Annotated in this window: 12 protein-coding genes and 1 tRNA gene; 2 read left to right on the top strand and 11 right to left on the bottom strand. The window is 52.0% G+C overall.

The annotated features are described in order from the left end of the window. Nucleotides 1-63 precede the first annotated feature (63 nt). From LK436_RS09890 to LK436_RS09860, 7 genes are all read right to left on the bottom strand, one after another. Nucleotides 64-861: an MBL fold metallo-hydrolase gene (locus tag LK436_RS09890; RefSeq protein WP_008397993.1), complete on the bottom strand. Its 798-nt coding sequence runs from the start codon at nt 859-861 to the stop codon at nt 64-66. Beyond that, nucleotides 858-1,445: a dephospho-CoA kinase gene (gene coaE / locus LK436_RS09885; protein WP_008397992.1), complete on the bottom strand. Its 588-nt coding sequence runs from the start codon at nt 1,443-1,445 to the stop codon at nt 858-860. The genes LK436_RS09890 and coaE overlap by 4 nt, the downstream gene beginning before the upstream one ends. An 89-nt stretch (nt 1,446-1,534) precedes the next feature. After that, nucleotides 1,535-4,495 (bottom strand): DNA polymerase I, encoded by a 2,961-nt coding sequence (gene polA, locus LK436_RS09880; RefSeq protein ID WP_008397991.1) that lies wholly within the window; start codon nt 4,493-4,495, stop codon nt 1,535-1,537. Between the two features lie 42 nt (nt 4,496-4,537). Beyond that, entirely contained in the window at nt 4,538-4,873 is a 336-nt protein-coding gene (locus LK436_RS09875) for a zf-HC2 domain-containing protein (protein ID WP_021966456.1), read from the bottom strand. A 455-nt stretch (nt 4,874-5,328) separates the two neighbouring features. Further along, nucleotides 5,329-5,411 (bottom strand) — tRNA-Leu (locus LK436_RS09870). A 191-nt stretch (nt 5,412-5,602) separates the two neighbouring features. Then, complete coding sequence (locus LK436_RS09865; RefSeq protein WP_008397986.1) at nt 5,603-6,781, bottom strand: phosphoribosylaminoimidazolecarboxamide formyltransferase; 1,179 nt, start codon at nt 6,779-6,781, stop codon at nt 5,603-5,605. Nucleotides 6,782-6,799: 18 nt separating this feature from the next. Then, complete coding sequence (locus LK436_RS09860; protein ID WP_008397985.1) at nt 6,800-7,525, bottom strand: IMP cyclohydrolase; 726 nt, start codon at nt 7,523-7,525, stop codon at nt 6,800-6,802. A 358-nt stretch (nt 7,526-7,883) separates the two neighbouring features. On the opposite strand from LK436_RS09860, the gene LK436_RS09855 reads away from it, so the two are divergent. Then, nucleotides 7,884-8,696, top strand: a complete 813-nt coding sequence (locus LK436_RS09855) for a hypothetical protein (RefSeq protein ID WP_015574285.1) — start codon at nt 7,884-7,886, stop codon at nt 8,694-8,696. Between the two features lie 68 nt (nt 8,697-8,764). Further along, nucleotides 8,765-9,394, top strand: a complete 630-nt coding sequence (gene upp / locus LK436_RS09850; protein WP_008397982.1) for a uracil phosphoribosyltransferase — start codon at nt 8,765-8,767, stop codon at nt 9,392-9,394. A gap of 114 nt (nt 9,395-9,508) precedes the next feature. Here upp and LK436_RS09845 read toward each other — a convergent pair whose 3' ends face one another. The 4 genes from LK436_RS09845 to asd all read right to left on the bottom strand — a co-directional run bounded on the left by LK436_RS09845 (nt 9,509) and on the right by asd (nt 14,772). After that, nucleotides 9,509-10,186 (bottom strand): hypothetical protein, encoded by a 678-nt coding sequence (locus LK436_RS09845; protein ID WP_015574286.1) that lies wholly within the window; start codon nt 10,184-10,186, stop codon nt 9,509-9,511. Beyond that, nucleotides 10,173-12,344 (bottom strand): DNA topoisomerase, encoded by a 2,172-nt coding sequence (locus LK436_RS09840; protein ID WP_044931349.1) that lies wholly within the window; start codon nt 12,342-12,344, stop codon nt 10,173-10,175. The genes LK436_RS09845 and LK436_RS09840 overlap by 14 nt, the downstream gene beginning before the upstream one ends. Nucleotides 12,345-12,533: 189 nt before the next feature. Then, the gene (locus LK436_RS09835) at nt 12,534-13,592 is read right to left on the bottom strand and encodes an aldose epimerase family protein (RefSeq protein WP_044931346.1); all 1,059 of its coding nucleotides are present in this window, start codon (nt 13,590-13,592) and stop codon (nt 12,534-12,536) included. A gap of 94 nt (nt 13,593-13,686) precedes the next feature. Then, nucleotides 13,687-14,772 (bottom strand): aspartate-semialdehyde dehydrogenase, encoded by a 1,086-nt coding sequence (gene asd, locus LK436_RS09830; protein ID WP_147594681.1) that lies wholly within the window; start codon nt 14,770-14,772, stop codon nt 13,687-13,689. Nucleotides 14,773-14,787 lie beyond the last annotated feature (15 nt).

Raw genomic sequence — 14,787 nt, 5'->3', positions numbered from 1 at the left:
TCCGGACCTCTTTCCCCGCCTCGTTTTTTAAACGGGAAGGCTTTTGTCCTGTCCGCCTTTTTGCTAAACCGTGACGATCTCTGACACTGCATCGCGCCTTGCCACTGTAATAGGAAAGTCGCTGGAATGGTAGGGCGTATCGCTCTCCGTAATCTCCAGCTTCACGGTTTCATAGGCCAGCTCCTCATAATTATTTTCCTTGCTCAGATGGCCGAGAAAAATATGCTTTAAATTGTCGTGAAGGATACAGCTTAAAAGCCTCCCTGCATTGTCGTTGGACAGATGGCCGTAGTCTCCCAGAATTCTTTTTTTCAGATAATAGGGATAGGGGCCCGCCTCCAGCATTTTTATGTCGTGGTTGGACTCCAGAAGGATCGCATCCAGTCCCTGCAGATGGTCAATAGTATACTGGGAGTAATTGCCCATGTCTGTGGCAACCGCCACAGACTTTCTTCCCTCCTGAACCCGGTAGGCCACCGGATTGGCCGCATCGTGGCTGATCTTAAATGGCTTGATGTCCAGATCCCCGATACGAAAATCCACATCGTGGACAACCGGACGAAGGAGCTCTTCCGGGTAATCGCCCAGGCTTTTCATCCCCTTTATCTCCTCCAGGGTTTCCCTGGTGCTGTAGACGGGAACTCCGTATTTTCTTGCCAGGACGCCAAGTCCTTTTACGTGGTCTGAGTGCTCATGGGTGATCAGGACTCCGTCAAGCTCGCTCCCCTTTATACCAATCTCATTTAACCCCTGTTCAATCCTCCTGTTGCTGATCCCCGCATCGACCAACAGGTGCGTGTGGTCGCTCCCTATGTAAATACAGTTGCCGCTGCTCCCGCTGGCTATACTCACCATTCTCATGCTTCTGCTTCCTCTTTCAATATGGTTTCTATCTGTCTTTTCACGTCGGCTACGGTCTTGTTGTTGTCAATCACCCGGTCCGCCATGGCCCGAAACTCGGACTCCGACTTCTGGCTCCTCATAATGTCCAGACATTTTTCTCTGCTGTATCCGCGGCTCTTCATCAGGCGGCTGATACGGTTTTCCTCTGAGGTAAAGATATACCACACCTGGTCAAACAGTCCGTTGTGCTCCTCGTCAAACAGGGCCGCCTCCACAATCACCAGCTCCTTTCGGGAGCACCGGATGCCCTCCTCGATCGCCTGCCAGACCGTAGGATGCACAATGGAATTTACCGTCCCAAGGGCTTCCCCGTCGCCAAACAGCCGCTTTGCCAGAGCCTTTCTGTCAATGCTTCCATCCTCTGAAAGGAAATCCGTTCCAAGGGCCTCCACAATCCGGCGGTAGGCCGGCATTCCCGGCTCCATCACCTGATGGGCGATCTCATCCGCAATCAGAAGCTCTGCCCCGAAATCTCTCTCAAGGATTCCCAGAACCTCACTTTTTCCTGAACCGACTCCGCCTGTAATCCCTATTACCTTCATCTCTTCCTCTTCCCGTCTGCCTCCGCCTGCGGGAGACAGACGCTTTTTTATCGTTCTTTATTTTGATCTTTATTTATTTTGATCGTTCTCTATTTCGTCTCAAACCAGGAATTTCCCGTTTTCATATCTATTTCCAGGGCCACTCTCAGATCCGCCGCATGCTTCATCTCCTCGGAAAGAATCGTCTGCACCCTTTTAAGCTCCTCCTTTTTTGCCTCGATCAGAAGCTCGTCGTGAACCTGAAGCACAATTTTCGATTTCAGGCCCTCTCTCCTGAGTCTGTTGTCCACCCGGTTCATGGCTATCTTGATAATATCGGCAGCCGTTCCCTGAATGGGGGAGTTCATGGCCACCCGCTCGCCGAAGGAGCGCTGCATAAAGTTTTTGGAGGAAAGCTCGGGAACCGGACGCCTGCGTTTGAACATGGTCGTCACATAGCCCTTCTCCTTTCCCTCCTCCACCAGGCGGTCCAGGAATTTCTTCACATCCGGATAGGTTTCAAAATACCGGTTTATATATTCCAGCGCTTCCTTTCTCGTAATGCTCAGATCCTCGCTGAGGCCAAAGGCGCTGATTCCGTAGACAATCCCGAAGTTGACAGCCTTGGCGTTTCTTCTCTGGAGAGGCGTCACCTCCTCAAGGGGCACATGGAATACCTCTGAAGCCGTAATGGCATGGATATCCTCAGCCTTCCTGTATGCCTCAATCAGCCTCTCATCTCCTGACATGTGGGCAAGCACCCGCAGCTCAATCTGGGAATAGTCAGCGTCCACAAACACGCTTCCCTCCTCCGGCACAAAGACGCGGCGGATCTCTCTTCCAAGCTCCATCCGCACCGGAATATTCTGGAGATTCGGCTCTGTGCTGCTTAACCGCCCGGTGGCAGTGATCGTCTGGTTGAAGGTTCCGTGAATCCGCCCGTCCTCCCTGATATAGCCGGCCAGTCCGTCCGCGTAGGTGGATTTGAGCTTGGTCAGCTGGCGGTAGTCCAGGATTTTCTGCACCACAGGATACTCCGGTGCCAGCTTTTCCAGCACGTCGGCGGCTGTGGAATAGCCGGTCTTTGTCTTTTTCCCGTAGGGCAGCTCCATCTTGCCGAACAAAATTTCTCCCAGCTGTTTCGGAGAGTTAATGTTAAAGTGCTCCCCTGTTTCCCCGTAAATCTCCTGTTCCAGCCTCTCAATCTGGACTCTCAGCTTCTCCCCGTAGTCGTGAAGCTCCTCCCGCTTCACACAGATTCCCGCCTGCTCCATGTGAAACAGGCTGAAAATCAACGGCATCTCAATGGTATAGAAGAGCTCCTTCATATCCAGCTCTTCCAGCTTTTTCATCAGCCTCTCCCTGGATTTCCAGGCGGTATAGGCCATATGGCAGATGCACTGCTCCGCCGGGTTTAACGCGGTCCGGATGGAAACCTTCCCCGCTGTTTGTTCCTCTCTGACAGGCTCTGTTTTTTCCTGCTTCTTTCCTTCCGTTAAAGATTCCTCTGACGAATCCATAAAGGAAAACAGGCTCATCTGTCCAGATTCCTCATCTCCCGGGCTGCTCTCTGTCTCGTCAAAGGGGGTTGCCCCCTCCGTCTGTTCAAAGTCTGCAAACCCGGCTGCCCGAAGACCCTTTTTCTCAGCCTCGGCGGTCGTTTCACCGTCCCCCTCTTCCTCAGGTCTCTCTAAAAGAGCCTGTGCAAAGCTCTTCTTTCCCATCAGATCCGCCCGGGACGGAACGGTCAGCTCCAGAAAATCTCTGGCCAGATCGTCGTAATCGTAGGTATCCTTCAGAGGGTTGATCAGGTAGCCTGCCACCCCTGCGTCAAACAGGAGCTGGCCGCAGCCTTCTTCCTCTTTCCCTTCCGGACTCTTCCCGTCAGGTCTGTCACACTCTGTCTGCGCTGCAGGGAGAAAGCCAAGCTGGCTCTTCAGATCGAGAAAGCTCATTCTGACTCCCGAGGCGATCAGTTCATTCAGCTGTCCGGCCAGGTACTCTCCCGTCACATCCCCGCCTGTCTCGAGGCAGTAAATATCTGTCTCCCCAAATGCCAGTCCCAGCGCCTGCACGCTCTGCCCTTCCACAATCAGCTGCGCGCCTGCGTCCTTTGCCTTTCTGGCCTTTGCAAAAACAGCCTCCGCGGCCTCGCGGCCGGTCACAGCCCGAAACTGTTTTTCCACCTGATTTTCCGTTCTGGCGTTTGCGTCGAACCGGAGCAGCAGGGATTTGAATTCCAGCTGGCTCATCAGCTCATAGGCCTGGGGCGTGTACAGCTCCCCGATTTTCGCCTCTTCCATGGAAAACTCCACAGGACAGTCTGTGCAGATGGTAGCCAGCTCTTTGCTCATCTGCGCCATGTCATAGTGCTCCCTGAGAGCCTTCTGGGCTCTCGGCGGCTTAATTTCATCCAGGTGGGCATAGGCATTCTCAATACTGCCGTATGTGGTGATAAGGGCTGTGGCTGTCTTCTCGCCGATGGAGGGGACTCCCGGGATGTTGTCGGACGCATCTCCCATCAGTGCCTTCACATCAATAAACTCCTTCGGAGTCACCTGATACTGTTCCTTCACATCTGCCGGATAAAAATCCTTAATCTCCGTACCGCCTCTGTTCGTTCTCGGCATCCTGATTTTCACATGCTCGTCCGCCAGCTGAAGCAGATCCCGATCTCCTGAAACGATGGAAACCTCGGCTCCCTCTGCCGCACACCTTCCCGCGATGGTTCCCAGCACATCATCTGCCTCATAGCCCGGCACAGAAAGGATCGGGATTCCCATGGCCGAGAGCACCTCCTTGATCACGGGAACCTGCTCTCTCAGCTCCTCCGGCATGGGCTTTCTCGTCCCCTTATAAGCCTCATACATCTTGTGGCGGAAGGTCGGCTCCTTCAAATCAAAGGCCACTGCCAGGCAGTCGGCCTTCTCATCCTCAATTACCCGGAACATAATGTTCAGGAAACCGTACACCGCATTCGTATGGAGCCCTCTGGAATTTGTCAGCTCCGGCACACCGTAAAAGGCCCTGTTCAAAATGCTGTGTCCATCTATCAAAACTACTTTTTCCATGCTTTTCTCTCCCTGATTGAATTTAAGCCTTTCTGTCCCTGATTAAAAGAACCAGATCCGAAACTGCAGAAGCACCATTACCGCCATGGCCATGACACTCAGCGTATTGACCGCATACCTGAAAACGCGGAACATCCACATATGACTGACCTTCATATAGGAATCCTCTATTTTCCGTTCCAGATCTCCCGCAATATCGTAGGTTCCCGAGCCATTGTCAAGCTGCTTAAGGCCCACATCTACCATAAAGTATATTTCCAGCTCCTCCCGGCAGTTGGGGCATTCATCAATATGGTTTAAAAACGCCTCCAACTCATCGCCGGACAGTTCGTCCCTGATATACGGCGTCACCAGACGCTCTGCCTCCTGACAGGTCATATGCCTCCTCCTTTTTCTGCCCTTTTTTACAAATCTGCCGCTTTCCGCTCTGAAAAGCCCTGCAGCCCATAAAAATCTTTTCTTATCATACAATAAGAAGCCCTCTTTTTCAAGGGAACCTTTTTCAGTTTGACAAATATGGGCTGCACCTCTTTCCCGAATTCTGTTTTTCATGGCCTATGTCTCCTTTTTTATCTGATACTCTTTAGCATGAGCACAGAGGAGGGAAAACATTCCACATGCCAGATTCTGCAGTACATTCCTTAAACAAATATTATAAAGCATTGGATTTTCTGGGATATAAGACGTACACTCTGTCAAATCAAACGGCAGTACCGTATAAAAAGAAAAACAGATGGGCGCATAGGTTAAAAAGGGGAACGCAGACAGGTGAAAATAGAAAGAGCGCCTGCCTTCTCAAAAAGAAGACAAACGCTCCTGCCCCTGCCAAGGAGTGCCGGCTGTGGGACTTGAACCCACACGGTGTTGCCACCAAAGGATTTTGAGTCCTCCTCGTCTGCCATTCCGACAAGCCGGCCCGCTCGTAGACATCATCATTTTAGCAAAAAATGTAATTCATTGCAACCGTTTTTTTAATTTTTGCATTAATTTGTATATTTTTATGCTCGTCTTCTCTACTCCATCAGACAGAAAGCAGCCCGGAAGCAAATAGCCATTCCTTCCGGGCTGCGCCGCTCTGATATAGAACAGAATTTAGATTTTTCCTCCCTAATGGTGGAACAGACGGATGCCTGTAAAGGCCATCACCATGCCGTACTTATTGCAGGTATCAATCACATTGTCATCCCGCACAGAGCCGCCCGGCTGGGCAATGTACTTTACGCCGCTCTTGTAAGCTCTCTCAATATTGTCGCCGAAGGGGAAGAAGGCATCGGAGCCCAGGGTCACGCCCTGCATTTTGTCAAGCCATGCACGCTTCTCCTCTCTGGTGAATACCGGAGGCTTTTCCTTAAAGATCTTCTGCCATGCCCCCTCAGCCAGCACATCCATATATTCCTCTCCGATATAGACATCAATGGCATTGTCCCTGTCGGCCCTCTTGATTCCATCTACAAACGAGAGGTTCAGAACCTGGGGAGCCTGACGGAGGAACCAGTTGTCTGCCTTCTGGCCTGCCAGACGGGTACAGTGTACCCTGGACTGCTGCCCTGCCCCGATTCCGATAGCCTGTCCGTCCTTCACATAGCAGACGGAATTGGACTGGGTGTATTTCAGGGTGATCATTGCCACCATCATATCGATTCTGGCACTGTCGGGAAGGTCCTTGTTCTCTGTCACAATGTTTGAGAACATCTCTTTATTGATGTCCAGCTCATTTCTGCCCTGCTCGAAGGTGATGCCGAACACCTGCTTTCTCTCAATCTGCTCCGGCTCATATTCCGGATCGATCTCGATTACATTATAATTTCCGTTTTTCTTGGACTTTAAGATCTCAAGCGCCTCCTCCGTGTAGCCAGGAGCGATAACGCCGTCAGATACCTCACGCTTAATCAGTCTTGCCGTGTCCCCATCGCAGACATCTGACAGGGAGATAAAGTCGCCGAAGGAGGACATACGGTCAGCTCCTCTGGCTCTTGCATAAGCGCAGGCAAGAGGGGAAAGCTCTCCCATATCGTCCACCCAGTAAATCTTTCTCAGGGTCTCATCCATGGGAAGGCCCACTGCCGCTCCTGCTGGGGATACATGTTTGAAGGATGTGGCTGCCGGAAGCCCTGTAGCCTTCTTTAACTCTCTGACCAGCTGCCAGCCGTTAAAGGCATCCAGGAAATTGATATAGCCCGGTCTGCCGCTGAGCACTCTGATAGGAAGCTCGCCGCCGTTCTCCATAAAGATTCTGGATGGCTTCTGGTTCGGATTGCAGCCATACTTTAACTCTAATTCGTTCATATTGTCCGCCTCTTTTCTCTATTCGTTTGCATTTCCGTTCTTATTGATAATTCTGCTTCTCTTCTCGCCTGTGGCAATGTCGATGTAGCGGACAAACAGGGATACCTTGTTGTCCTCATTTAAGCTCTCCCAGAGCATATCGGCAAAGGCGTCCATATCATCCGGGATCTCCACAGGCTTTGGCTCTCCCTCAAAGCTCGGGAGCGGATTTCCGTCGTGCATGTAGGTGTGGATAAACCTTCCCTCTCCCGGAAGAGGATTCTCATAGGCAAAGGTATACCGCAGGCAGGAGTCCGGACATCCATTGTCACTCTTTAAAATAGACATGGCAAAATTGTAGTGTCCGTTCTCAATGTGCATGATTCCAGATATACGGGGAGTGTAATTCGGCCCATCCGGCTCAAACTCCCGGCTCCTTAAGGACTGCTCAAAGGTGAGCTGGCGATCCATTCCCTCATAGATGGTGTCTGTCTGATCCCCGTTTGTGACAATGGTCTTGTTGCCCAGCACACGCACGGGAGCATAAATGATCAGGCTCGGATCCGTCAGCTTGGACGGATCGAATGCCTGGGTGCGGATTCCCTCCCCGTCCTCCACGAACACGCGGTTTCTGCTGTTTTCACTTCTTCCCATAATAAAATAGGCGGCCACTGCCTTTGTGCCGTCAGCGCTTCTTCCAATCACGATTCCCCGTCCCGGATAAGCATTATTTTTGAGTTCTTCAGAAAGTGAGATCTTGTTCACCTTTTCATCCTCCCTTTGCGGTAATTTCTAAAGTTTCTGTCCTTATTATATACCATCCCACTTTTTATTGCCAGTTATAAAATCTGAAGTGTTTTTAGAAGCCTTGCTTATAAAAAGTTAAGAATTATTAATAGAAAATATCTGACATTTCATGACAAAATATTGTATAATGACCGCAGAGAGGTCATTATACCTGCGCCGAGCCGCCGGCGACCAAAGGGAGCCAAAACACCGCTGCGGCGAGTGCACATCCCTCGGAGAGATGCATATCCAAAGGATATGCTGTAATGACCGCCAAAAAGAACCTTGCAGAAATGCGAAACAGGCAGCTTTCCGCCGCCAAAAAGGAGGAACCACTATGCGAAGAAAACATCTTTTCCTTGCAGCCCTTCTGCTCGCTGTTGCAGTCACCGGCTGCAAAAAAAAGGAGACTATTGATCTCTCCAGCCTGCACACCACGGAAGCGGCAGAAATTCAGGAAAATGAAACTGATACACCAACAGAGGGAGGCACCCTTGATCTGACCACCGACAAGGACACAAAGGAGTCTGAATCTTCCGGAAGCAAATATTCTGTCACCACTTCCATGGAAACCTATTCGGAGGGAGGCGTGTCTATCCAGTATCCCGCCCTCTCGAATCTGTCTGACAGCGAACTGGAAAAGAAAATTAACGAAATGCTCCGCACAAACGCCATTGCTGTGGCAAAGGCCAAGGGCCTTCCAAAGGAAGGCAGCACCCTGGATGTAAAGGCTACCGTGGAATCTTCTAACTTAAAGCGCCTTGTGGTGTCCTACAAGGGAACTCTTAAATCCTCAGAGGGCACGGAGCGGATCTTCTATACCAATACTGTGGATCTGGAAAACGGTTCCAGCCTGCAGCTGTCCGACTATGCAGACGCCTATACCATCGCAGGCTATCTGGCCTCCGGGGAATACAGCTTTGCCGAGGCGCCTCAGGGGGATGAGGCCGCCGTCAGGGCCTACATAAACGGAGAGGGAAGAGATACCGACTACTATTATAAAAAGCTCTCATCTGCGGATTTTTCAGACAGCGATGCATATCCTGAATACTGGAGCTTCGAGCGCCAGGGCGTTATCTTTGTGGCCGTACCTGTCAGCCAGGAGCTGGGCAGTTATGCCTTGATTAAGTACAGCCCGGACAACAAATAGGAGGGCAGCTCAGAAAATTCTTCCGGCCATGCATTATAAGCGAATATTATAAAAAGGAGATATCATCCATGGAAAATGTTACAATTTTTGATCACCCTCTGATCCAGCACAAGATTTCCATATTAAGAAACAAAGACACAGGAACGAACGAGTTCCGCTCTCTCATTGAGGAGATTGCCATGCTCATGGGCTACGAGGCTCTCCGGGATCTGCCTCTCGAGGATGTGGAGGTGGAGACACCGATTGAGAAATGCATGACTCCCATGCTGGCCGGCAAGAAGCTGGCCATTGTCCCCATTCTTAGGGCCGGCCTTGGAATGGTAAACGGCATTCTGGCCCTCGTTCCCTCCGCCAAGGTGGGACACATCGGCCTTTACCGCGATGAGGTTACCCACGAGCCTCACGAGTACTACTGTAAGCTTCCAGACCCCATTGACCAGAGAATCATCGTGGTTACCGATCCGATGCTGGCCACGGGAGGCTCTGCGGTGGAGGCTGTGGATTTTATCAAGCAGCACGGCGGAAAGAGCATTAAATTTATGGCCATTATCGCCGCCCCTGAGGGCTTAAAGCGCCTGCACGAAGCCCATCCTGATGTTCAGATCTATGTGGGCCATGTGGATCGCTGCCTGAATGAAAATGCCTACATCTGTCCGGGACTGGGAGATGCAGGCGACCGGATTTTCGGAACAAAATAGAGAAACAGCAAAACAGACAGAAACCAGAAAGAACGGCAGGGGAACGCACCTCTGCCGTTCTTTCTGGTTTCTGTCTGCTTTACTTTCTGCCTGCTTTGCTTTTTGTCTCTTTGCTTACTGCTCCCTCTTTTCTGCCACTTCTCCCTGTCTCTTGTAGATGGATCTGGCATTTACGCAGCCGCGCACGCTGGAGAGCGGGTAAATATTGGACTCTCTGCCGATTACCGTGCCGGGATTTAACACAGAGCCGCAGCCCACCTCTACCTGATCGCCTAACATGGCTCCGACTTTTTTTCTTCCCGTCTCAATCTCTCCGTCCTCAGCATGGATTTTCACCAGAAGCTTATCGGATTTCACATTGGAGGTAATGGAACCGGCGCCCATGTGGGATTTGTAGCCCAGGATGGAGTCTCCCACATAGTTGTAGTGGGGAACCTGCACCTTGTCAAAGAGGATGACATTTTTTAACTCTGTGGAATTTCCCACCACAGCTCCCTCTCCCACCAGAGCGCTTCCCCGCACAAAGGCGCAGTGGCGGATCTCAGCTCCCCTGCATACGATCAGAGGGCCGTTTAAAAAGGCGGTAGGGGCAACCTTGGCCTCTTTATGAATCCAGATATTCTCTCCCCTCTTCTCGAACTCCTCCTCCGGAAGCGTGTTCCCAAGTTCTTTTAAGAATTCTTCCAGCCCTGCCAGAGCCTCCCAGGGATATGTAAAACCTGAAAGGTACCGGGCTGCCATTGTATGGGTCAGATCGTAAAGGTTCTGTATTGTCATCTCAGTTTTTTTCATTGATGGTTCCTCCTGTCTTTGCACTCTTTTTTCTGCTATTTTTCACATTTTTTCCGGCTTTCTCCGCACTGGCGGCTCCCTTTCCAGGGAGCTTTTCAGCACCTTTGTAGCTTGCTGCCGCCAGCTCGAACTGGCGCCTTAAGCCTGCCTGGTTGGCCGTGTGGACTGCCCCATAGGTGCGGCCGGCCACAAAGCGCTCCAGCTTTTCCATGTACTCCTTTTCTGTGATGCTTCCCTCCGCAACATAGGTCAGCCCCTTCTCCCAGCTGGCTGTCAGCTCCGGGTTCAGAAGCTGGCGGATGGAAGCATTGACCACCTCATAGATCAGCTCTCCAAGGAGGGTAGGCGTAATCACCTGTGTTTTCGGATTCAGAGACAGATAGCTGATGCTCATGAGCTTTTTCAGGATCTCCGCCCTGGTGGCGCTGGTTCCGATTCCGCTTCCCTTGATCTGCGCCCTCAGCTCCTCATCCTCAATAAGCTGGCCTGCATTCTCCATGGCCAGAATCATGGAACCGGAGGTATACCGCTTGGGCGGCGAGGTTTCCCCCTCCTTTATGGCCAGCCCGGAAAGGTCCAGAGTCATGCCCTTTTTCAGCTTTTCCAGCATAGCTGCAAAGGCTTCATCTCCGATCACCGTCTCCTCCTGACGGCTGTCGCCTGCTGACTGCTCCCCGCCGCTTTCTCCTGCTGCACCGGCCGTATCTTTTGTGCCCTCTGCATTCTCATTCTTTTTTCTGATGCCGGAAACGTCCGCCACATTCAGATACCCCGGTTCCTTCAGGAGCTTGAAGTTTGCAAAAAAATGCTCCGTTTTCGCGGCAATCTCCAGGCTGTACTTCCGGTACACGGCAGGCGGATAAAAGATGCTCAGAAATCTCCTCACAATCAGCTCATAGACCTTCGCGTTCAGAGACGGCAGATTTCTCACCGCCCCTGTCTGTCCAGTGGGGATAATCGCGTAGTGATCTGTAATCTGTTTGTCATTGACATACCTGGTCTTTGCGATGGTCTTCCAGGCCGTCCCCTGGAGCACCTCAGCCGCAAAGGAGGCACAGGGCGAAAATCCCTTCAGCCCGGAAAGATTCTTCCCGATCTCCTTCGCCACCGCTGTGGAGAGGACTCTGGCGTCTGTTCTCGGATACGTCACCAGCTTCCTCTCATACAGCTCCTGCACAATTTTCAGTGTCTGGTCAGGGCTTATCTTGAACATTTTCGAGCAGTCGTTCTGCAGCTCCGCCAGGTTATAGAGAAGGGGAGGATTCTTAGTCTCCTTCTTCTTTTCCACGGAGAAAACTGTTCCCGTCACAGGCCCCTCTGCAGACAGCCAGGCGATCAGCTCCTCTGCCTTCTCCCTCTCCTTAAAACCGTTTTCCCTGTAGAGAAACGGTGACTGAAAGTACCGTGAGCCCTGGACAGCCCGCCACTCCGCGCTGATCTTCATGGACTCCCGGGTGAAGGTTCCGATCACGCGGTAAAAGGGAGTTTTCACGAAATTTCGAATCTCTCTCTCCCTTCGGACGACCATCCCCAGCACACAGGTCATCACCCGGCCCACAGAGACAACGGTCCACTTGCTTCGCAGGAAGCTGGAGATAGATGGCCCGTATTTCAGCGTCAGGGCTCTGGAAAAATTAATTCCCATCAGGTAATCTTCCTTGGCCCTGAGGTAGGCAGAAGCCGCCAGATTATCGTATTCCTTCAATTCTTTGGCCTCTCGGATTCCTCTCAGGATCTCCTCCTCTGTCTGTGAATCAATCCAGACACGTTTTTCCTTCTTGCCGTGGACGCCCGCCATCTGAGCCACCAGGCGGTAAATATACTCTCCCTCCCGCCCGGAGTCGGTGCAGACATAGATGGTGTCGATGTCGCTCCGATTTAACAGGGTACTGACAGTCTGAAACTGCTTCTTTACCCCGTCGATGACCTGGTACTTAAACTCTGCCGGCAGAAACGGCAGAGTTTTAAGGCTCCACCTCTTGTATTTTATGTCGTACTCCTCCGGGTAGCTCATGGTTACCAGATGGCCGACACACCAGGTCACAACTGCCGTTTCCGATTCGATATATCCGTCTGATCTCCGCCCGGAAATTTTCAGGGCATTGGCAAATTCCTGGGCAACGCTCGGTTTTTCTGCTATGTATAAAGCCTTCGCCATTTCCGTCTTCCTTTCTCTTCCCGCCCTGCATTTCGTTCTGTTCATCCCTTAACGGCGCGGACCTTATTTTTCGTTCAAACAGGCAGGGAATCCCAACACGCCTCCCGCCTTGGGCTCTCCCTGCCTGTCTCCTGCCGCAGCATTCCGGACCTCTTCTTTTCTGAGGCAGACCGGACGCAGCTGCCTTCCCTATTTCACATAAAACTTATAGATCGTCTCTGTCCGTTTCTCCTGGCCCGCTCTGATAACCGGCGACGGGAACTGAGGTTTGTGAATCGCATCCGGGTAGTACTGAGTTTCAAAGCAGTAGCCATGCCGTCTGCCGTACACAGCCCCCTCCTTCCCCGGAAGGCTGGAATCCAGATAGTTTGCCGTGTAGAACTGGACTCCCGGCAGATCCGTCCAGGTTTCCATGGCCCGGCCGCTGGCCTCATCCCAGGCCTTCGCAGCCAGGGAAAGTCCCTCTGCCTCTCTCCTGATCACCCAGTTGTGGTCAAAGCCGCTTCCAAAAACGAGCTGCTCATAATCATTCTCAATATCCCGCCCGATGGCTTTCATCTCTGTAAAATCCATAGGCGTTCCCTTTACCGGAAGAATGGTTCCGAACGGAATGGATACCTGGTCGGCGGGAGTGAAGCTGTCCGCAAAGATACGGACCTTCTGTCCCATGGCCTCCCCCGTATTGTGGCCTGCCAGATTGAAGTAAGCATGGTTCGTCATATTCATGATCGTATCAGCATCGGAAACTCCGCAGTAGCGGATATGGAGCTCGTCATTTCCTGTCAGGATATATGTAACGGAAACCCGGAAATTTCCCGGAAAGCCCTGATCTCCGTCCGGGCTGTTCAGCGTAAAGCAGATGGAGATGTCCTCCCCGTCCTCGGTCACTCTGGCATCCCAGATTCGGTTCCTGTAATAATCATTGCCGCTGTGGAGATTGTTGGGCCCGTTATTGACCGTCAGCTCGTAGGTCTGCCCATTCAGCTCAAACTGGCCTCCCCCTATCCTGTTTGCATTTCTTCCCACGATTTCGCCGAGATGGGCCTCGCTCTTCAGATAACAGTCCACTGAGTCATACCCCAGCACGACGTCGGCAAAATTCCCATCCCTGTCCAGAACCAGCATAGAGTGCCAGATTGCCCCCAGATCGAGGAACCCGGCTGTCACCCCGTTCCTGTTTTTCAGCGTGTAGCGATACACGGTTTTTCCGTCCGGCATAGAGCCGAAGGATTCTTTGATATATGGCATAATACCTCCTCCTGAACCTGTGGTTCCTATTGACTGCAGCAGTCCAGTCTCCTGCCTCACGGCAGCAGACTGAACTGTCACTGCCAGCTCAACTTTATTTTGCCTGAATGTAACCCTGGGCAGTCAGCAGCTCTGCACAGAGTACTGCTCCGCCGGCAGCGCCGCGCAGCGTATTGTGTGAGAGGCCCACAAATTTATAGTCGTACACCGTATCCTCTCTCAGGCGCCCGATGGAGACTCCCATTCCCCTCTCAAAATCCACATCCAGCTTCACCTGAGGACGGTTATCCTCCTCCAGATACTGGATGAACTGCTTCGGAGCGCTGGGAAGCTCAAGCTCCTGGGGAAGCCCGCTGAAGGCTCTCAGCTTCTCAATCAGCTGCTCCTTCGTAGGTTTCTTCCTGAATTTTACGAATACGGCCGCCGTATGTCCGTCGAGTACCGGAACACGGATGCACTGGCAGGTGATCACCGGCTCGCTGGCCTTTACAATCACTCCGTCTTTCAGCTCGCCCAGAATGCGCAGAGGCTCCTGCTCGCTCTTTTCCTCCTCGCCTCCAATGTAGGGAATAATGTTCTCCACCATCTCCGGCCAGTCCTTAAAGGTCTTTCCGGCGCCTGAGATAGCCTGATACGTGGTGGCCACCACCTCGTATGGTTCAAACTCTCTCCATGCAGCCAGAACCGGAGCATAGCTCTGGATGGAACAGTTCGGCTTTACTGCGATAAACCCTCTCTTTGTTCCGAGGCGCTTTTTCTGGAATTCGATCACCTGAAAATGCTCCGGGTTTACCTCCGGGATCACCATAGGCACGTCCGGCGTCCAGCGGTGAGCACTGTTGTTGGAAACGACAGGAGTCTCTGTCTTTGCATAAGCTTCCTCAATGGCGCGGATCTCCTCCTTTGTCATGTCCACAGCGCTGAACACAAAATCCACGCCGGCTGCAACCTTCTCCACCTCATTGACATTCATCACCACCAGTTTTTTTACATTCTCCGGCATGGGAGTCTGCATTTTCCAGCGGTCGCCTACGGCTTCCTCATATGTCTTTCCTGCCGATCTGGGGCTTGCAGCCACCGTCACCACCTCATACCAGGGATGCTCTGCCAGCAGGGAAATAAATCTCTGTCCAACCATTCCCGTTGCACCCAGAACGCCTACTCTCAATTTCTTTTTCATTTCCATAACCGTTTT

It is taken from the genome of Clostridium sp. M62/1, assembly GCF_020736365.1.
Classification (GTDB): domain Bacteria; phylum Bacillota; class Clostridia; order Lachnospirales; family Lachnospiraceae; genus Otoolea; species Otoolea saccharolyticum_A.
This window is presented reverse-complemented; position numbering and strand designations above follow the sequence as displayed.

Excerpts from the sequence above, each read along its gene's own strand:
- LK436_RS09890 (WP_008397993.1), bottom strand. The coding sequence starts at position 861 with ATGAGAATGGTGAGTATAGCCAGCGGGAGCAGCGGCAACTGTATTTAC.
- coaE (WP_008397992.1), bottom strand. The coding sequence starts at position 1,445 with ATGAAGGTAATAGGGATTACAGGCGGAGTCGGTTCAGGAAAAAGTGAG.
- polA (WP_008397991.1), bottom strand. The coding sequence starts at position 4,495 with ATGGAAAAAGTAGTTTTGATAGATGGACACAGCATTTTGAACAGGGCC.
- LK436_RS09875 (WP_021966456.1), bottom strand. The coding sequence starts at position 4,873 with ATGACCTGTCAGGAGGCAGAGCGTCTGGTGACGCCGTATATCAGGGAC.
- LK436_RS09865 (WP_008397986.1), bottom strand. The coding sequence starts at position 6,781 with ATGAACGAATTAGAGTTAAAGTATGGCTGCAATCCGAACCAGAAGCCA.
- LK436_RS09855 (WP_015574285.1), top strand. The coding sequence starts at position 7,884 with ATGCGAAGAAAACATCTTTTCCTTGCAGCCCTTCTGCTCGCTGTTGCA.
- upp (WP_008397982.1), top strand. The coding sequence starts at position 8,765 with ATGGAAAATGTTACAATTTTTGATCACCCTCTGATCCAGCACAAGATT.
- LK436_RS09845 (WP_015574286.1), bottom strand. The coding sequence starts at position 10,186 with ATGAAAAAAACTGAGATGACAATACAGAACCTTTACGATCTGACCCAT.
- LK436_RS09840 (WP_044931349.1), bottom strand. The coding sequence starts at position 12,344 with ATGGCGAAGGCTTTATACATAGCAGAAAAACCGAGCGTTGCCCAGGAA.
- LK436_RS09835 (WP_044931346.1), bottom strand. The coding sequence starts at position 13,592 with ATGCCATATATCAAAGAATCCTTCGGCTCTATGCCGGACGGAAAAACC.
- asd (WP_147594681.1), bottom strand. The coding sequence starts at position 14,772 with ATGAAAAAGAAATTGAGAGTAGGCGTTCTGGGTGCAACGGGAATGGTT.